At 64.0% G+C, this 17,869-nt stretch carries 15 protein-coding genes; 10 read left to right on the top strand and 5 right to left on the bottom strand.

The window, feature by feature from the left end; genetic code table 11:
- Positions 1-130 precede the first annotated feature (130 nt).
- Together G4923_RS06180 and G4923_RS06185 are read left to right on the top strand one after the other, a co-directional pair.
- The gene (locus G4923_RS06180) at positions 131-886 is read left to right on the top strand and encodes a YciK family oxidoreductase (RefSeq protein WP_111910289.1); all 756 of its coding nucleotides are present in this window, start codon (positions 131-133) and stop codon (positions 884-886) included.
- A gap of 87 nt (positions 887-973) precedes the next feature.
- On the top strand, positions 974-1,858 hold the full coding sequence (locus G4923_RS06185) for a LysR family transcriptional regulator (RefSeq protein ID WP_163136099.1): 885 nt from the start codon (positions 974-976) through the stop codon (positions 1,856-1,858).
- Positions 1,859-1,932: 74 nt separating this feature from the next.
- Here G4923_RS06185 and G4923_RS06190 read toward each other — a convergent pair whose 3' ends face one another.
- Positions 1,933-3,105, bottom strand: a complete 1,173-nt coding sequence (locus G4923_RS06190) for an MFS transporter (protein WP_111910291.1) — start codon at positions 3,103-3,105, stop codon at positions 1,933-1,935.
- Positions 3,106-3,267: 162 nt separating this feature from the next.
- On the opposite strand from G4923_RS06190, the gene G4923_RS06195 reads away from it, so the two are divergent.
- On the top strand, positions 3,268-4,410 hold the full coding sequence (locus G4923_RS06195; RefSeq protein ID WP_139744788.1) for a MalY/PatB family protein: 1,143 nt from the start codon (positions 3,268-3,270) through the stop codon (positions 4,408-4,410).
- 351 nt (positions 4,411-4,761) lie between these two features.
- Positions 4,762-6,084, top strand: coding sequence for a TAXI family TRAP transporter solute-binding subunit (locus G4923_RS06200; RefSeq protein ID WP_163136101.1), 1,323 nt, complete (start codon positions 4,762-4,764; stop codon positions 6,082-6,084).
- A gap of 78 nt (positions 6,085-6,162) precedes the next feature.
- Here G4923_RS06200 and G4923_RS06205 read toward each other — a convergent pair whose 3' ends face one another.
- Positions 6,163-7,071 (bottom strand): LysR family transcriptional regulator, encoded by a 909-nt coding sequence (locus G4923_RS06205; protein WP_106887999.1) that lies wholly within the window; start codon positions 7,069-7,071, stop codon positions 6,163-6,165.
- A 170-nt stretch (positions 7,072-7,241) separates the two neighbouring features.
- On the opposite strand from G4923_RS06205, the gene G4923_RS06210 reads away from it, so the two are divergent.
- The 4 genes from G4923_RS06210 (at position 7,242) to ygjK (ending at position 12,794) form a co-directional block, all read left to right on the top strand.
- The gene (locus G4923_RS06210) at positions 7,242-8,498 is read left to right on the top strand and encodes an adenylosuccinate synthetase (RefSeq protein ID WP_025326213.1); all 1,257 of its coding nucleotides are present in this window, start codon (positions 7,242-7,244) and stop codon (positions 8,496-8,498) included.
- 270 nt (positions 8,499-8,768) lie between these two features.
- Entirely contained in the window at positions 8,769-9,314 is a 546-nt protein-coding gene (locus G4923_RS06215; RefSeq protein ID WP_163136103.1) for a YbhB/YbcL family Raf kinase inhibitor-like protein, read from the top strand.
- An 11-nt stretch (positions 9,315-9,325) separates the two neighbouring features.
- Positions 9,326-10,129, top strand: coding sequence for a helix-turn-helix transcriptional regulator (locus G4923_RS06220; RefSeq protein ID WP_163136105.1), 804 nt, complete (start codon positions 9,326-9,328; stop codon positions 10,127-10,129).
- Between the two features lie 184 nt (positions 10,130-10,313).
- Positions 10,314-12,794 carry an alpha-glucosidase gene (ygjK, locus tag G4923_RS06225; RefSeq protein WP_163136107.1) on the top strand — a complete coding sequence of 827 codons (2,481 nt, stop codon included), beginning with the start codon at positions 10,314-10,316 and terminating at the stop codon, positions 12,792-12,794.
- 71 nt (positions 12,795-12,865) lie between these two features.
- Here the strand turns inward: ygjK and tyrS are convergent, their stop codons facing one another.
- Positions 12,866-14,065 carry a tyrosine--tRNA ligase gene (gene tyrS / locus G4923_RS06230; protein ID WP_163136109.1) on the bottom strand — a complete coding sequence of 400 codons (1,200 nt, stop codon included), beginning with the start codon at positions 14,063-14,065 and terminating at the stop codon, positions 12,866-12,868.
- Between the two features lie 114 nt (positions 14,066-14,179).
- Between tyrS and G4923_RS06235 the strand changes: the two genes are divergently transcribed.
- Positions 14,180-15,499, top strand: coding sequence for a peptidoglycan DD-metalloendopeptidase family protein (locus G4923_RS06235; protein ID WP_163136110.1), 1,320 nt, complete (start codon positions 14,180-14,182; stop codon positions 15,497-15,499).
- 45 nt (positions 15,500-15,544) lie between these two features.
- A complete protein-coding gene (locus G4923_RS06240; protein ID WP_163136111.1) occupies positions 15,545-16,654 on the top strand; it encodes an anhydro-N-acetylmuramic acid kinase in 1,110 nt (369 codons plus the stop codon).
- A gap of 97 nt (positions 16,655-16,751) precedes the next feature.
- On the opposite strand, the gene G4923_RS06245 is transcribed toward G4923_RS06240, so the two are convergent.
- Together G4923_RS06245 and G4923_RS06250 are read right to left on the bottom strand one after the other, a co-directional pair.
- Positions 16,752-17,183: a nuclear transport factor 2 family protein gene (locus tag G4923_RS06245; protein WP_163136113.1), complete on the bottom strand. Its 432-nt coding sequence runs from the start codon at positions 17,181-17,183 to the stop codon at positions 16,752-16,754.
- 54 nt (positions 17,184-17,237) lie between these two features.
- A complete protein-coding gene (locus tag G4923_RS06250; RefSeq protein WP_205597130.1) occupies positions 17,238-17,717 on the bottom strand; it encodes a GNAT family N-acetyltransferase in 480 nt (159 codons plus the stop codon).
- Between the last annotated feature and the right edge of the window lie 152 nt (positions 17,718-17,869).

Consider the following 17,869-nt stretch of genomic DNA (forward strand, 5'->3'; position numbering starts at 1 on the left):
AATTCACGCTACAGCCCTGTTTTCTTCACATTTTTGCCGTCTCATACTGGTCAACGGCAGGGCCGGATCAGTACACTTGCCTCCTCTATGGTCGCGCCCATCCGTCACGGATTTGTTAACAGGAGTGCACATGCTCGATTATCAGGCCCCCCGGGATCTGCTCAAGGACAAGGTCATTCTGGTAACGGGTGCCGGTGACGGCATCGGCCGCGAAGCGGCGCTCACCTATGCCGCCCACGGCGCTACAGTAGTGCTGCTCGGTCGCACCAGCGCCAAGCTCGAGGCGGTCTACGACCAGATAGAGGCGGCCGGTCACCCCCTGCCCGCCATAGTCCCTGTCGATCTGAAAGGGGCCACCGCCGCTCACTACCGCGGCATGGCAGAGACCTTCGCCCAGCAGTTCGGCCGCCTCGACGGCGTGCTGTTCAATGCCGGTCTGCTCGGCACCCTCTCCCCCTTCGAGCACATCCAGGAGAAGGAGTGGGACGAGGTGATGCAGGTCAACGTCAAATCCGAATTCCTGCTGACCCAGGCCCTGCTGCCCCTCATTCGCCAGACCGCCAAGGAACACGGCGAGGCCTCCATCGTCTACACCTCCTCCAGCGTGGGCCGAAAAGGGCGCGCCTACTGGGGCACCTATGCCATCTCCAAGTTCGCCGTCGAAGGCATGATGGAGGTGCTGGCGGACGAGCTGGAGAATACCGGGGTGCGGGTCAACAGCCTGAACCCGGGCGGCACCCGCACCAAAATGCGGGCCAGCGCCTTCCCGGCGGAAGACCCCCAGTTGCTGAAGACCCCGGCCGACCTGATGCCGCTCTATCTCTATCTGATGGGATCGGACAGCCGTGGCAAGACAGGCCAGACCTTCGTGGCCCAGCCCAAATAAATCAACAAACTAACCAGATGGGGTTAAAGTGAAGAGGGGCGCCAGTCGCGCCCTGTTGAATCCCATCGGCCCCTGACAGGTTGCACTATGTTTCGTCCCAAGAGCACGTTTGAGCAATGGCGGATCTTCCAGGCCGTGGTGGACTGTGGCGGTTACGCCCAGGCCGCAGAGGCGCTGAACAAGAGCCAATCCTCCCTCAATCATGCGGTCGCCAAGCTGCAACAGAGCCTGGGGCTGGCCCTGCTGGAGGTGAGGGGGCGCAAGGCGGTGCTGACGCCGGCGGGGGAGATCTTCCTCAAACGGGCCCGTCAGCTCAGCCAGCAGGTGGAAGAGCTGGAGAACCTGGCCAACAATCTGGAGCGCCAGTGGGAGCCGCAAATCAACCTCTATGTCTCCGCGCTGCAACCCAGAGACCGGCTCTACCGGGCGCTGGCGCACTTCCATCCCCGCAGCAGGGGTTGCCGCATCAATCTGCACGAGCGGATCCATTGCCACTTCAATGCGCTCCAGGTGGGGGACCTGATGCTCTCAGAACACCTGCCCCACGATCGCACCGGCCTGCCGCTGGACGAGGTCTGCCTGTTGCCGCTGTGCGCGGCCGAGCATCCCCTCGCCGGGCAGGAGGAGCCCATCACGGCCGAGCTGCTCGCCAGCCATAACCAGATAAGCCTGCACCCGCCGATCCACCGCTCGGTGGACTGGAACGATGCGGACGACACCGGCTGGAAGGCGACCCACTATCACGAGGTGCTCAGCATGGTACGCCTCGGCCTCGGCTACGCCTGGGTACCTGGCCATCTGGTGCGGGAAGAGCTCGCCAGCGGCGCCCTGGTGCAGCTCGATCTGGCCGGCGGCAGCGAGCGCTACCTCTACACCTACCTGCTCACCCCCTCCACCGATGCCCTGGGCCCGGCGGCCGAGCTGCTGCTGCGCTGCCTGCGCAACGAATACCAGGCCGACAACGGCAAGTAATGCGCCGCCGACCACAGCGGTCGGCCCCTGCTTATCCTCCCAGCGTCAATGCCGTGGCCCCCGCCATGGGCGCCTCACACATTGGGCACCCGCCAGCAGGCGGCCAGCGCAGCCAGCGCCAATGCGGTGGCCACCATGAATACCCCGTGAAAACTCCAGATCTCCGCCACAGTCCCTGCGATGGCGCCCGCCATGATGGAACCGGTGCGGATGCTGTTGGCAAACAAAGTGGTCGCGACCCCGGCCCGACCCGGCATCAGATCCTGGAAATAGGACATGCCAATGCCGGCGACTATGCCGATGAAGATGGCGTTGAGCAGTTGCAGGGCGATGAGGGCACTCTGGCTCGACAGTGTCACCAGGCCGGCGTAGAAACCCACCCCGGCCAGCACCGCCAGCAGCATCATGGGCCGCTTGCCAAAGCGCCGGGTGTAGTAACCCGCCAGCAGCATGAAGGGGATCTCCAGGGCCGCCGCCGTGCCCATCAGGATACCGGCCAGCTTCTCCTCCAGCCCCAGCTCGCGGGTGATGTAGAGCGGCATGTTGATGAGGTACATGCTGTTGCAGGTCCACATCAGGGTGGAGGCGATGAAGAGCGCCCGCACCGAAGGATCGCGCCAGCTGCTGACCCGCTCCCCCCCGCCATGGCTGCTCGGCAGCGGCAGGGAGGGCAGCCAGCGCCAGACCACCAGGGCGCAGACCAGATAAGCCAGGGCGGAAGCCAGATACATCACCTCGAAGCCGTAGCCGATGGCGAGCGCGAAGGCGGCCGGCGGCCCTATCACCCAGGCCAGGGAGAACTGGGCCCGCAGCACAGAGCTGAACATGTCCGCGCGCTTGTTGCGACTGTCGGCGTATTCGCGCGCCAGGGCAAACAGCTGGGGGCTGGCGGTGGCGGTCAGGCTCGCCAGCACCACCCCCAGGCTCACCAGCAGCCAGTATTGCCGGTTCCAGGCAAACAGCAGAGAGAGCACTATGCCGGCAAGGCAGCAGCGCAGGATCAGCTGCTTGCGATCCCCCCCGTTGTCGGAGCGATGGCCGAGCCACTGGCTGATGAGGATGCCGATCACCGCGTTGACGGTGTAGAAGAGCCCCACCAGGAAGGGGCGCACCTGCACCTCTTCGGCCAGAAACAGGCTCAAGGTGGGCACCTGGAGTGCCACCGCCACCCCTGTCATGAAGGTCACGGCGAGGAAAGAGAGAGAGACGGGATCCGGCCTCTTGCGGGCAGCACTCAGCAAACTCATAGAGATACCATTGATATGGAAGAGAAAAGGAAGCCAGAAGCCGGCGGATGTACAGTATGACGGCGATTATTTTATGCGATTATCAACAGCCACCTCAAGGCTTGCGAGGCCAGGTCCAAGTCCGTACATTGGTAAGCCCTCTGGCCAGTACAAGGATTTCACATGTTTGATTTTGATCGGGAGATAGATCGCAGCGGCACCATGAGCCTGAAGTGGGACAAGTACAAGGGTCAGGATGTACTGCCCATGTGGGTAGCCGACACCGACTTCGCCTCGCCCCCTGCCGTCATCGAGGCCCTCACCGCGCGGGTGGCCCACGGCATCTTCGGCTATTCCCGCCCCTCCCCCCGGCTGATCGAACTCATCATCACCCGTCTGCAGCAGCGCTATGGCTGGACCATATCCCCCGAGTGGCTGGTCTTCCTGCCGGGGGTGGTGCCCGGTCTGAACCTCGCCTGCAAGGCCTGGAGCCAGCACGGCCGTGGCATCATCACTCCCAAGCCGGTCTATTACCCCTTCCTGCAGGCGCCGGGCTTCAACGATCGCCCCCTGCTGACCGTCCCCATGATGGAGGAGGCCGGACGCTGGGTGCTGGATCTCGAGGAGCTGGAGCGCCAGGCTCCCTCCGCCGACCTGCTGCTGCTGTGCAACCCGCAGAATCCGGGGGGTACCGTCTTCACCCGCGAGGAGCTGCTCGCCATCGACGCCATCGCCGAGCGCCACAATCTGGTTGTCTGCTCGGACGAGATCCACTGTGATCTGCTGCTGGATAAGGATGCCCGCCACATTCCCTACGGTGCCCTGAGCCCGTCGGCCGCCGAGCGCTCTGCCGTCATGATGGCACCGAGCAAGACCTTCAACATCGCCGGCCTGTGCTGCTCCTTCGCCGTGATCCCCAACGCCCGCCTGCGGCTCAAGCTGCAACAGGCGATGCGCGGCATCAGCGCCGACGTCAACTTGCTGGGCTTCGTCGCCGCCGAGGCGGCCTACGAGGGCGGCGAGCAGTGGCTCAGCGAACAGCTGGACTATCTGAGGGCCAACCTGACCCTGATCGAGCAGGCGGTGGCCCGCTGGCCCGGCGTCAAGCTGGCAAAGAATCAGGCGACCTATCTCGCCTGGATCGATGTGAGCGCCCTCGGGCTGGATGATCCCGTCGCCTTCTTCGAGCAGGCGGGGGTCGGTCTCTCCCCGGGCGCCCAGTTTGGCGATGGCCAGTTCGTGCGCCTCAACTTTGGCTGCACCAGGGCTCGTCTCACCCAAGCCTTGGCGCGCATGGAAAAGGCCATTCTTCAGCGCAGCTCCTGACAAGGAACGCGCGCTCCAACGCTGGCTGCACCAGGGCTCGTCTCACCCAAGCCTTGGCGCGCATGGAGAAGGCCATTCTCCAGCGCAGCGTCTGACAAGGAGCGCGCGCTCCAACGCTGGCTGCACCAGGGCTCGTCTCACCCAAGCCTTGTCGCGCATGGAGAAGGCCATCCTCCAGCGCAGCGCCTGACAAGAAACGCGCCGCTGACCGCAAGGGGGCGGCGGCCATTTCGCCGCCCCCTTGACGGGAATGGTGAAAGCCATTCAGGTTCACATCTGATATAGATAAGATGTGACACATGACGGGATGAGCCTGGCTCATCTTTTTTTCAGCCATTGTTCCGGTTCACTATGCACCCACGAGCCCTGCGTCCCCTGCTGCGCCTGTCACTTGCCGCCCTGCCCTGGCTGGCGGCCATGCTGGCACAGCCCCTCTCTGCCACCCCCGCCTATGTCACCATAGGCACGGGGGCGCTCAACGGCGTCTACTACCCCACGGGGGGCGCCATCTGCCGTCTGCTCAACGACGACAGCAACCACCACGGGCTGCACTGCACGGTGCAGAGCACCTCGGGCTCCATCGCCAACCTGGCCGCGCTGGCCAAGGGCGACATCCAGCTGGCGCTGGTGCAGTCGGATGTCCTGTACCATGCGGCTCACGGCAGCGGCCCCTTCGCGGGCCAGACCCCGAACGATCAGCTGCGCAGCCTGCTGCGGCTCCACAAGGAGTCCCTGACCCTGCTCGCCAGCGCCACCAGCAACATCAGCACCCTGGCGGACATCGAAGGAAAGCGGGTCGATCTGGGCGCCCCCAATTCAGGGGACAGGGTCACCAGCCGGGCACTGCTCGACGCCATGGGCTGGCAGGAGAGTCAGTTCGCCGTGCCTCCCGTCGCCTCGGCAGGCAACCGGCTGGAGGGACTCTGCAACGGCACCCTGGATGCCGCCTTCCTGGTCGCCGGCCACCCCAACCAGGGGATCGGCGATCTGACAGGTCGCTGCCAGGCCCGCCTCATTCCCATCGAGGGGGAGCAGGTCGACAAGCTGCTCAAGCAGTATCCCTACTATGAGCGCAGCCGCATCGGCGCCAACCTCTACCCGGGGCAGACCAGCGCCGTCGCCACCTTTGCCGTGACCGCCGAGCTGGTGGCAGAGGCCAGCCTGCCTGAAGATCAGGTGCGCACCCTGCGGGACGTGCTGAGCCGCAATCTCAAGCAGTTCACTCGGCTGCACCCGGCGCTCACCACCCTCACCCCGGAATCCATGCAGGCGGGGGACATACTCCCGCTCCACCCCGGCATGCTGGATGCCGCGCCCACCCTGTTGCCAGACGCCCCCTCCGGGGCCGAGGCCACCTCGGGGGCGCTCTCCACGGCGCCGTCCGCCCCCACCAGTGCGGCCACCCCGCTGGAAGGGGCAGAGGTGCTGCCGGAGCAACCCGCCGGCGCCACCCTGCCGGCCAGTTCGGATGCGGTGACGACAGAGCAAGCCCCGGCGCTGACCACGCTCCCGACGCAGGCAGAAGCAGCTTCAGCGCAGGGCAGCCAGCCGGACGCGACCGGGGTCGCCACCCCCTCGGCAGCAAAGAGCACAGCACCGACCGCGACGCCCGCACCGGGCAGCCCAAGCGGCGCCTCGCCGGTCACCGGCGATACGCCCGCCCCCGCCCAATGACGGGCAGAGCACAATGCAAGAGGCCACCCCAGGGTGGCCTCTTGTCATCTGGATGTGCGCCGACGAGCGGCGCCGGGCTTATCCCTTGGGAAGCGGCAACGAGTCCGGGCTCAGGATCTCCTCCTCCACCCAGTGCAGCAACTGCTTGATGGCCCGCGACAGCACCTGGTTCTGGCGCACCACATACCCCAGGCTGGTGCCGGGGAAGTCGGTCAGCCGGGTCACGGGAGCCGTGAGCTTGAGGCGCGGGTGGAGCGAGAAGTCCGGCACTATGGCGACGCCAAAGCCCGCCTCCGCCCAGTCGAGCTGGGCATCCACGCTGCCCACCTCCATGATGCGGCAGCTCGGCAGCCCGAGCAGGGGCAATGAGGGGTCGATCAGCGCCCGAGTGCGGGTGTCGTGACCGAGCAGGATCAGGGTCGGCTCGTCGAGGGGATCGCTCTCCCCGGCCTTGGCACGGGCCTGCCAGCGGCTGAGCCCCTGCCCTAGGGCGCACCAAGTCACCTGCTGCAATTCTGTGTAGAAGAGCGGCTCGCTGCGCTTTTGCGCCATCACGAAGCCGAGATCCGCCTTGCCCGCCCTGACCAGATCCGCCGCCTGATCCGAGGTGGTGTTGAACAGGGTGAGATCTATGCCGGGAAAGGCCTGCTTGAAGCGCTGGAACGGCTGGATCAGCAGCAGCCGCGAGATGATGTCGCTGGCGGCGATGGCGAGCGTCCCCTGGCTCAACTGGCTGAGGGCGTTGAGATCGGACTGGCAGAGCTGCAGCTCGTTGATGGCGCGCTCGGCGCTTTGCAGCAATCGCTCCCCCGCCTGGGTCAGCCGAAAGGGGCTGCGCTCGATGAGCTTGACCCGGGTGGCCTGCTCCAGGTTCTTGAGGTGCAGGCTGACGTTGGGCTGGGTCATGTGCAGTTCGGTGGCGGTCTGGCCGAAGTGCTGCAGGCGGGCCAGGGTGACGAAGGTATTTAACCAGTGAATATCCAGCATGACGACGTTCTCATCCAGCGCTGGCGCGGCTTGGCGCACCATGACACTTTGTGTGCCGATAAATTGGCCACAATTATATGGTTTTCTTATCGGAATTATAAAGATAATTAATTTTTCTAATCCGCAGAGGGCTCCTAGGATGGACGCCTAACGTCTTAGGAGAAAGAGTCATGTCGTCTATCGTAGTCGTAGGTGCTAACTGGGGTGATGAAGGCAAAGGCCGCATCGTCGATTATCTGGCAGGCCAATCCGCCGCCAGCATCCGTTTCCAGGGCGGCAACAACGCCGGCCACACCGTGGTCAACGATCTTGGCACCTTCAAGCTGCACCAGCTGCCAAGCGGCGTCTTCAACCCGGATTGCCTGGTTGTCCTCGGCCCTGGCATGGTCATCAGCCCGGAGCCGCTGACCAAGGAACTGGCCGAAGTGAAGGCCGCCGGCGTGACTCCGAAACTCGCCATCTCCGACCGCGCCACCTTCTGCCTGCCGATCCACGCCCTGGAAGACACCCTGGAAGAAGTCCGTCTGGGTGATGGCGCCTATGGCTCCACCCGTCAGGGCATTGCCCCGGCTTACGGTGATCGAGTCATGAAAAAGGCGATCCTGGTCGGCTGGCTGAAGCAGCCGGAAGTACTGGTCGAACGCATCCAGTTCTTCCTCGACTGGAAACTGCCGCAGCTCAAGGCCCTCTACCCGAGCTTCGAGTTCAGCCAGACCGCCCAGGAGATGGCCGACTGGCTGCTGGAAGTGTCTGCCCCCTGGATCGACGCCGTCTGCAACGTCAGCGAGCCGCTTAAGGCCATCCAGGCCCAGAACGGTACCCTGCTGTTCGAAGCCCAGCTGGGCGCCGGCCGTGACCTCATCTACGGTGAGTACCCCTGGGTGACCTCCTCCCACGTCTCCGGCGCCTACGCCGGTATCGGTGGCGGTCTGCCGGCCCTGCGCCCCGAGCGCGTGATTGCCGTGGCCAAGGCGTTCAGTACCTCTGTGGGTACAGGCACCCTGATCACCGCCATGGAGAACCAGGAAGAGTTCCGCAAGTTCGCCAACGAGTTCGGCGCCACCACTGGCCGTCCCCGTGACATCGGCTACTTCGATGCGGTCGCCACCAAGCAGGGTCTGGAGATCCAGGCCGCCAACGAGATCGCCCTGACCAAGCTGGACTGCCTCTCCGGCATGCCTGACTTGAAGATCTGCGTGGCCTACGAAGGTGCCAACACCGAGAACCCGATCTGGCCGCAGACCGCTGGTCTCAAGCCGGTGTACGAGTCCATGGAAGCCTGGAGCGAAGACATCTCCCACATCCGCAAGTTCGAAGACTTGCCCAAGGCTGCCCAGCACTATGTGCTGCGCATCGAAGCCCTGCTGGGTGTGCCGGTTCCCATGGTCTCCGTCGGCCCGGGCCGCGAGCAGATGATACTGCGCTAAGCCGCTCGCATCGCTGCCGCTAAGGCAGATAAAAACCGGTCTCCATGAGGCCGGTTTTTTTTATGGCCGCCCACCACTAACCGCAGCGGCGTCCCCAACCCTCTCTCAACCCCTCTCCTTTCCCCGCATAGCGCAGTTCAGCTCAAAATAGGCATCTTTAAATCCAATATTGAGCAGCAAGGTTGAATTTGGCTTGTCCCCCGCCGCTAGACTGATCCCGTCATCAGGATCTCCCCATGGGGATCCCCTTATTCATAAAGGAGCACCACAATGAAATTACCCCTGAGTTCCGCCCTGCTCTCCCTGCTCTCCCTGCTGTGCCTGGCGGCCCTGCCCGCCGCCGCCATGACCTTGAAGAGCACGGACATCCAGGAAGGCCAGCTGATGGACAAGGCATTGAGCTTCAACGGCTTCGGCTGCAAGGGGGAGAACCACTCCCCTCAGCTAAGCTGGCAGGACCTGCCGGCCGGCACCAAGAGCGTCGCCATCACCGCCTATGATCCCGATGCCCCCAGCGGCAGCGGCTGGTGGCACTGGCTGGTGGTGAACCTGCCCGCCAACCAGAGCGCGCTGGCCAGCAACGCCTCCGGCAAGCTCAAGCAGGGGCTGGAACTTAGAACCGATTTCGGCAGCCAGGGTTACGGCGGCCCCTGCCCCCCGGCCGGGCACGGCATGCACCGTTACCAGTTCACCGCCTGGGCCCTGCCCCAGGATCTCGAGGTGAAGGCAGATACCCCGCCCGCCATGGTAGGCTACATGCTCAATGCCATGGCGCTGGGCAAAGCCACCCTGACCGCCACCTTCGTCACCCCCTAGGAGCCCGCCGGATGAGCACTCCCCTGCTGCAACTGAATCACTATTTCGGGATCCGCCAGCAGCCCCTGCACAGGGTGCTCATCTATGCGCCGACCCTCATCTGGGTGCAGCAGGGCCACAAACAGCTGTGGTGGCAGGAGAGGCGCCTGTCCTTTGACAAGGGGAGCTGGCTGCTGATCCCGGCGGGCCACCAGCTCACCTTCGTCAACCAGCCCGAGCAGGGCAAGTTCAGCTCCCATGCCCTGACCCTGCTGGCCCCGCCCCCCGCCGAGTGGTTGACTGAGGCCCCGACCACCCCACAGAGGGAGCCGCGCCTTGAGATAAGCCCGGCGCTGGCGTTCTGCTTCGAGCTGGTCTGCTCCATGGCCGGCCGCACGCTGAGCGAGGCGACCCAGATCCAGCTGCTGCACGCTTTCTATGCCGAGCTGCATGCCGCCCATGCCCTCGATCTGCTGTTTCCCGCCAGCACAATGACGCTCGGGGAGCGGCTGGCTCGCTACCTGGGGGTGGAGCCCGGCGCCGATCACAGGCTGGAGACCCTGGCCCCCCACTTTTCCATGAGCCGCGCCTCCCTGGTGCGCAAGCTGGCCGCCGAGGGGCGCAGCTTTCGCCAGCTGCTGGCCCAGGTGCGTATGAGCCACGCCCTCACCCTGCTGCAACAGGGACTGAGCCCGCTGGAGACGGCCCTCGCCTGCGGTTACGACTCCCCCGGCCGCTTCGCCGCCCGCTTCAAGCAGGAGTTCGGTCTGACCCCCCACCAATATCTGCGCACCTGCCCCTCAACGGCCCCGCAACGCCAAGTAAATAGTTACTAAAAATAACTCCTGTGTAACCTCATGTAACCCGGTGATCCCGATCACACCTCTCCCCGCCCGTACTGTGACGTAGCGCCAACCTTTCCGCTTTCTTTCCCCTAGAATGGCTTTGAAAACGTTTTTACTAAAATAAACACAAAAAAAGCACCTTCCTTAACCTGCAAAATCGTCATTGGAGCGAGATATGTTTCGTAAAAATTTACTTTCCATCGCCCTGGGTGTCGCCCTGTTTGGTCTGGCTGCCTGCAACGGCAATGACTCAAGCGCACCGACCCAGCCCGACGCTACCCTGGCGAACCAGTACAGGAACGTGATCGATCGCACCGGTACCCCGCTCCAGTTCCGTGACTTTGACAGCTACTCCAACCTCAAATACAACCCCCTGCTCGATCTCGGGGCCTGGCACGGCTTCCTGCTGCCCGCCAGCGACACCGAGTGGGGGGGCTTCACCGGCCCCATGGTGATCGCCGAAGAGTACAGCCTCTTCTTCGCAAGGGAGCTGGACAAGCTGACCCTGAGCGATGAGAGCGGCCGTCAGTACCCCCTCACCAGCGCCAGCAAGCATGAGATCTACGCCATCCCCGGCGCCCTGGTACAGCGCTTCGAGTTCGAACCCTTCACCCTGGAGCTGGAGCTGCGCTACGGCGATGCCCGCACCGCCCTTGTCCGCACCCGTCTGGTGAACAATCAGGATGCCCCCCTCACCCTGACCCTCAACTGGCAGGGTGAGCTGCTCCAGCAGTGGGATGCCAAGAAGACGGTCGCCGAGCAGTATCCCGACTGGACCCGTACCCTCCGCCAGAGCGAGCAGGGGATCGAATTCCAGTTCGGCGAACTGCGCAGCACCTGGAACATAATGCAAAGCGGCAGCGCCAGCTATCGCATCGACCGCACCCTGCCAAGCCGTACCACCCTGGACGAGAAGGGGCTCGGCTATGTGAGCGAGGCCAGCCTCACCCTGGCCGCCAAGGGTCAGCAGGATATCTACACCCTGCAGAGCTATGTCCACTCTTCTGATGAGGCAAGCCGCTACCAGCAGAGCCGCCAGGCCCTGCTGGCCAACCCGGCCGACGCCTTCGATGCCTCCATCCGCCGCTGGGAGGGCTACCTCGAGCGCGGCCTCTCCAACCAGGGGATCCCCGAGTCGGAGCGCCGCATCGCGGTCAAGGCGATGGAGACTCTCAACGGCAACTGGCGCTCGCCGGCAGGCGCCATAAAGCACGACGGCGTGACCCCCTCCAACACGGCCCGCTGGTTCGACGGCGTCTGGGCCTGGGATAGCTGGAAGCACGCCTATGCCATGGCTCACTTCAACCCCGACGTCGCCAAGAACAACGTGCGCGCCATGTATGACTACCAGATCCAGCCCGACGATCCGGTGCGCCCGCAGGACGCCGGCATGGTGATAGACGCCGTCTTCTACAACAAGCTCGCCGATCGCGGCGGCGATGGCGGCAACTGGAACGAGCGGGACACCAAACCGCCCCTCTCCGCCTGGGCCATCTGGGAGATCTACAGTGCCACCCAGGACAAGGCCTTCATCGCCGAGATGTATCCGAAGATCCAGGCCTATCACGACTGGTGGTATCGGGCGCGGGACAACAACCGCAACGGCATCATAGAGTACGGCGCCACCCGCCACGTCGAGCACAACGACGAGTTCGGCAACATCACCTTCAAGGTGCGATATGAGAGCGGCGTACCCGCCGTACTGGATCTCTCGCGCTGCACCGACGAGGGGGATGGCTGGTACGGCTGCGCCGGCATGCCGCTCTACCAGCAGGTGCTGATCACTGGCGGTTACGAGGAAATGGACATAGGTGCCCAGCACGGCGCCGGCTGGGAGTCCGGCATGGACAACGCCGCCCGCTTCGGCTTCATCGAACAGGACCAGCTCAAGCGTTACGCCGACAAGGCCTATGGCGGTGACATAGACAAAGCCCGCCAGGACTGGAACGTCGCCTTCCTCGAGAACCACCAGGATAGCGGTGAGCTGATCGGCTTCTCCATCGATCAGGAGTCGGTGGAGCTCAACGCCTTCCTCGCGAAAGAGAAGCGCATCCTGGCGGACATGGCAGATCTGCTCGGCAAGCCGGATGAGGGGAGCCGCTACCGCGAGGGGGCAAGCCAGCTGGCCGGCTACATCAACAGTTGCCTGTTCGATGAGACTTCCGGCTTCTATTACGATCGCCAGATTGCCCAGGGCGATGTGGCGGACGCCAACGGCTGCGTCGGCAAGCTGCTGACCGCCCGTGGCCGTGGCCCGGAAGGCTGGAGCCCGCTCTGGGCCGAGGTGGCCGACAAGGAGAAGGCGGCGCGGGTGCGCGAGGTGATGCTGAGCAGCCAGGAGTTCAACACCAAGGTGCCGCTCGGCACGGCGGCGCTGACCAACCCTGCCTACGATCCCGACATCTACTGGCGCGGCCGGGTCTGGCTGGATCAGTTCTACTTCGGGGTGAAGGGGCTGGAGAACTACGGCTATCGCGACGATGCCCAGATGCTGGTCAACAAGCTGTTTGCCAATGCCGAAGGGTTGGCGGGCACTGGCCCCATCCGCGAGAACTACAACCCGGAAACCGGCGCCATGCAGGGGGCCAGCAACTTCAGCTGGAGCTCGGCCCACCTCTATATGCTCTATCGCAATTTCCTGAAAAAAGAGGATTGATCCCCGATTCGGGACCAGCGCCAACAAAAAGGCCTCCAGATGGAGGCCTTCTTTCTATCAGGGGAGCGCGCTTACTTGACGGTCACCCGGGCAAACTTGCGCTTGCCGACCTGATAGACGGCGGTGCCGGCAGCGATCAGCGCCTTGCCATCGTCCAGCTTGTCGCCATCCACCTTGACCGCGCCCTGCTTGATCATCCGCAGTGCCTCGGAGGTGGTGTCCACCAGACCGGCGTCTTTGAGCAGGTTGGCGATGGCCAGGCCGTCCCCTTCCAGGGCCAGTTCGACTTCCGGCATCTCGTCCGGGATGGCGTTCTTGGAGAAGCGCTGGGTGAAGTCTTCGTGGGCCGCTTCGGCCGCCGCTTCGTCGTGGTAGCGGGTGATGATCTCTTTCGCCAGCCAGATCTTCACATCCCGCGGGTTCAGGGTACCGGCTTCGATGCCGGCCTTGAAGCCTTCGATGTCCGCCAGCGGGCGGGAGGAGAGCAGCTCGTAGTAGTTCCACATCAGGGTGTCGGTGATGGACATGATCTTGCCGAACATCTCCCCCGGGGCATCGTGCACGCCTATGTAGTTGGCGGCGGACTTGGACATCTTCTTGACGCCGTCAAGGCCCACCAGCAGCGGCATCATCAGCACGCACTGGGCGGCCATGCCGGCATCTTTTTGCAGCTCGCGACCCATCAGCAGGTTGAACTTCTGATCGGTACCGCCGAGCTCGACGTCCGCCTTGAGCGCGACCGAGTCATAGCCTTGCAGCAGCGGATAGAGGAATTCGTGAATGGCGATGGACTGGCCGCCGCTGTAGCGTTTCTTGAAGTCGTCGCGCTCCATCATGCGGGCCACTGTCTGCTTGGCCGCCAGCTTGATCATGCCGGTCGCGCCCAGCTCACCCAGCCAGCTGGAGTTGTACTCGATGCGGGTCTTGGCGGGATCCAGGATCTTGAACGCCTGCTCCGCATAGGTGAGGGCGTTGTGCTTGATGGCCTCTTCGGAGAGCGGCGGGCGGGTGCTGTTCTTGCCGGAGGGATCCCCCACCATGGCGGTGAAGTCGCCGATCAGCAGGATGATCTCGTGGCCCAGATCCTGGAAGGTCTTCAGCTTGTTGAGGATCACTGTGTGGCCCAGGTGAATGTCCGGCGCCGTCGGGTCCATCCCCAGCTTGATGCGCAGCGGGCGCCCTTCCTTCAACTTGGCGACAAGTTCTTCTTCAACCAGAATTTCTTCCGCTCCGCGCTTGATCTCGGCTAGCGCCACCTCGAGCTGGGACATTTTTTGACTCTCCAATCACGATTCCACAGGGCCAGACATATTACTGGAATGGCAGGCCAATTGGAAAGGCGGTAAACTCCGACCTTCTTCTGGGTTCAACTTCGTCAGCTTCTCATGGTCATTTGGCACGCCTTCAACTCTCTTCCTACCTGGCACCGCAAGATGGTGCTTATTCTGAGCATTCTGGTGATGATGCTGGCAGCCTGGCCAAGCGAACAGGCCGTCGCCACCCGGGTCGATGACAACGGCAACGAACTTGCCCTGCACCAGCCCGCCGACCCGGCCGCCGCGACCGATGAACTCGAGGACGCGCAGCCTCTCACCCCGCCCAAGCCGCGCTACATCACCAAGCAGGTGAAGGTGCGCCGTGGCGACAACATGGGGGTCATCTTCCAGCGCATCGGGCTCAATACCACGGATCTGCACCTGATCGATCAGCTCGACGGCAGCGATCCCCTGCGCATGCTGCAGCCGGGACAGGAGCTCACCTTCAAGCTCACCGAACAGGGCGAGCTGCACAGCCTCTATTACCCCCACAGCCTGGAGCAGGCGCTCAAGGTGAGCCGCAAGGACGACAGCTTCGTGGCCAGACCGGTGCGCCTCGAGCTCGACACCCGCGAGCAGGTGGCGAAGGGGGAGATCCGATCCAGCTTCTGGGGCGCCGCCAGCGAGGCGGGCATGACGGAAGATCAGATCATGGACTTGGCCGCCATCTTCGGCTGGGACATCGATTTTGCCCAGGACCTGCAGCCGGGGGACAGCTTTCGGGTGGTCTATCAGGACAAGTATCAGGATGACGAGCGGGTAGCCTCCGGCGACATCCTGGCCGCCGAGTTCATCAACCAGGGGGCCATCTATCGCGCCGTGCTGAACCAGGATGGCAACTACTACACCCCGGAAGGCAAGGCGATGCGCAAGAGCTTCCTGCGCGCGCCGGTCAACTTCAAATACATCAGTTCCAACTTCAATCCGCGTCGCCTGCACCCTGTCACCGGCAAGGTGCGCCCCCACAACGGCATCGACTACGTGGCCCCCGTGGGCACCCCCATCATGGCGGCGGGCTCAGGCAGCGTGGTGGCCGCCGGTTACAACCAGTTCAACGGCAACTACGTCTTCATCAAGCACGCCGGCAACTTTGTGACCAAGTACCTGCACCTCTCCAAGCGCACAGTGAACAAGGGCCAGCGGGTGAAACAGGGGCAGACCATAGGCCTGCTGGGGGGCACGGGCCGCGTCACAGGCCCGCACCTGCACTATGAATTCGTGGTGGGCGGCGTGCACAAGAACCCGCGCACCCTCACCCTGCCCCAGGCCGAGACCCTCACCGGGCGGGCGCTGGCCAGCTTCAAGGCGCAGGCCAGGCCGCAACTGGCCAAGCTCGACAGCACGGATCTGCAACTGGCCCAGAACAAGCGGGACAGCAACGGCAGCTAAGGCTCGCCCCACTTGGCGGTAATGAACAGAGAACAAGGAGAGGCCATGAGCGAGCGCTATATCGGATTGATGTCGGGTACCAGCATGGATGGGATCGATGCCGTGCTGGTCACTATGGATGGTGAAACCCTTCGGGTAGAGGATGCCCTCTGCCACCCCTGGCCAGAGGCAGCGGCGCGCGAGCTCCACGCCCTCTGCACCCCGGGGGAGAACGAGATAGACCGCATGGGGGTGGCCGACAATCGAGTGGCGCAGGAATTTGCCGCCGCCACCCTGGCACTGCTGGCCAAGGCAGGGCTTGAACCCAAGGATATCCGCGCCATCGGCTCCCACGGCCAGACAGTGCGCCACCGCCCCCAGCTCGGTTTTACCCTGCAGATAGGCAATGCGGCCCTGCTGGCTGCCCTCACGGGTATCGATGTAATTGCCGACTTTCGCACCCTGGACATGGCCCTCGGCGGTCAGGGAGCGCCCCTGGTGCCCGCCTTCCATCAGGCGATATTTGCCAAACCCCATGCCCTTCGGGTGGTGCTGAACCTCGGCGGCATCGCCAATATCTCTGTGCTGCCGGGCCAGGCCGACGGCGTCTATGGCTTCGATACCGGCCCCGCCAATACCCTGCTCGATGGCTGGTATCGCCGCCATCACCCCCAGGGCGGCAGCTACGACGCCGGTGGCCAATGGGCGGCCAGCGGCCAGCTTGTGCCCACGCTGCTCGAAAAACTGCTGGCTCACCCCTACTTCGCCGCCCCCGCCCCCAAGAGCACGGGGCGGGAGATGTTCACCCTGGAGTGGCTCGACGGCGAGCTGGCAGGCACGGCATACGACCCGGTGGATGTGCAGCGCACCCTGCAGGCGCTCAGCTGCCACAGCATAGCCCGCCAGCTGCCTGCGGTGGATGAGACGCAAGCCAGGCCAGAGCTCTTCGTCTGCGGCGGCGGCGCCCACAACGGCCCCCTGCTGGCGGAGCTCGCTACCCTGCTGCCCCGCTGGCGCCTTGAAAGCACGGCGGCACTGGGGCTAGCCCCCGACTGGGTGGAAGGAGCCGCCTTTGCCTGGCTGGCACAGCGCTTTATGACGCGCCAGCCCGGCAACCTGCCTGCGGTGACCGGCGCCAGCCGCCCCGCCGTGCTCGGCGCCCTCTACCCCGCCTGAGCGCCTGAGTACCAGCGCCATTAACCCCTGAGCAGTCACGTGCTCAAGCAAATGCCGCCCAAAGGCGGCATTTGTGCATTGGGGTGGCAAAGGCCGGTCAGCGGGGGGTGAGCCGCTTGTTGAACAGCTTGAAGCTGGCCCTGGCGATCAGGCCCTGCTCTATGAGGTAGATGCAGAGCATCTCTATGGTGCCTGGCCCCTCCGGGAAGTTGCGGGTGACGCGCTCATGGTCGATGACCACATTGTCGTAACTGTGGCGAGAGAGCAGGGTCGCATGCAGATCCGGCTCAGCGAAGCGCGAGACCATGTTCGCCGCCATCTGCGCCTTGTCCCGGGCGATGATCTCCCCCTCCAGGCTGTACTGGGCAGCATCATCGGCATAGGTGGCCAGCCAGGCCGCCACATCCTTGCTGTTATAGGCATCCAGCTGCGTCTGCACTATCTGCTCTATCTGTCCTATCTGCTCTATCTGTCCTGTCTGCTGCGCTGCGACACCCTTGGTTTCCAGCTGCTCTGCTTCAACTCTCATTGATTCCATCCTGCCCTGGCGGGCGTGGTTAGCGTCGGGCGGCTCGCCCTGTGGTCAGCGCTCACTCTCCCACTCCCGGGCGCCAGCCTCAAGGGTGAGAGAGAGTCGCAGCATGTCCCTGTGCTGGATGCCGCTCTCGAAAATGGGGTCGGGGTAGTGGTGCAGAAAGTGATCCTTCACCACGGCATCCACCCTAAAACCGAGGCGCTGATAACAGGTGAGCGGATAACCAAAGCTGCCCGTACCCAGCTCCACCCGCCTGATGCCGCGGGCCGCAAGCTCGGCCAGCCCATGGCGCAGCAGACCGGGGCCTATGCCCCGGCGCTGGTGATCCGGCCTCACGGCGACATTGAAAATTTCGGCCGTCCCCGGGCTCAGGGCCCTGACGACGCAGACCCCGACCAGGATGCCCTGGGCCCGGGCGGCAAAACACCAGGCCCCTGGGAGGTATGACCTTATCCGCTTCTCTGAGGGATCCGCCTCCAGCAACAAGGCGAGGGGGATCTCAGCCTCAGCTATATTTCCGTACTCCATCTTCATCTTCCTTTGCTCCATCGCCGGCCCGTCGCCAGCCAGATGCGGATCGCAAATCAGGGCGTCTCGCCCCAGGATCTGCCGCCTCAGCCCAGAGGCGCAGTGGCGGTGCTGCCATGGCATGCTTCGGGGTCTAAATAGCTGTTCCGAAT

Origin of the sequence: Aeromonas rivipollensis, assembly GCF_010974825.1 — a bacterium.
Classification (GTDB): Bacteria; Pseudomonadota; Gammaproteobacteria; order Enterobacterales; family Aeromonadaceae; genus Aeromonas; species Aeromonas rivipollensis.

Bases quoted from the DNA above. Each gene is read 5' to 3' on its own strand.
- tyrS (WP_163136109.1), bottom strand. From the start codon at position 14,065: ATGTCCCAGCTCGAGGTGGCGCTAGCCGAGATCAAGCGCGGAGCGGAA.
- G4923_RS06180 (WP_111910289.1), top strand. From the start codon at position 131: ATGCTCGATTATCAGGCCCCCCGGGATCTGCTCAAGGACAAGGTCATT.
- G4923_RS06200 (WP_163136101.1), top strand. From the start codon at position 4,762: ATGCACCCACGAGCCCTGCGTCCCCTGCTGCGCCTGTCACTTGCCGCC.
- G4923_RS06185 (WP_163136099.1), top strand. From the start codon at position 974: ATGTTTCGTCCCAAGAGCACGTTTGAGCAATGGCGGATCTTCCAGGCC.
- G4923_RS06205 (WP_106887999.1), bottom strand. From the start codon at position 7,071: ATGCTGGATATTCACTGGTTAAATACCTTCGTCACCCTGGCCCGCCTG.
- ygjK (WP_163136107.1), top strand. From the start codon at position 10,314: ATGTTTCGTAAAAATTTACTTTCCATCGCCCTGGGTGTCGCCCTGTTT.
- G4923_RS06245 (WP_163136113.1), bottom strand. From the start codon at position 17,183: ATGAGAGTTGAAGCAGAGCAGCTGGAAACCAAGGGTGTCGCAGCGCAG.
- G4923_RS06250 (WP_205597130.1), bottom strand. From the start codon at position 17,717: ATGGAGTACGGAAATATAGCTGAGGCTGAGATCCCCCTCGCCTTGTTG.
- G4923_RS06215 (WP_163136103.1), top strand. From the start codon at position 8,769: ATGAAATTACCCCTGAGTTCCGCCCTGCTCTCCCTGCTCTCCCTGCTG.
- G4923_RS06195 (WP_139744788.1), top strand. From the start codon at position 3,268: ATGTTTGATTTTGATCGGGAGATAGATCGCAGCGGCACCATGAGCCTG.
- G4923_RS06190 (WP_111910291.1), bottom strand. From the start codon at position 3,105: ATGAGTTTGCTGAGTGCTGCCCGCAAGAGGCCGGATCCCGTCTCTCTC.
- G4923_RS06235 (WP_163136110.1), top strand. From the start codon at position 14,180: ATGGTCATTTGGCACGCCTTCAACTCTCTTCCTACCTGGCACCGCAAG.
- G4923_RS06210 (WP_025326213.1), top strand. From the start codon at position 7,242: ATGTCGTCTATCGTAGTCGTAGGTGCTAACTGGGGTGATGAAGGCAAA.
- G4923_RS06240 (WP_163136111.1), top strand. From the start codon at position 15,545: ATGAGCGAGCGCTATATCGGATTGATGTCGGGTACCAGCATGGATGGG.
- G4923_RS06220 (WP_163136105.1), top strand. From the start codon at position 9,326: ATGAGCACTCCCCTGCTGCAACTGAATCACTATTTCGGGATCCGCCAG.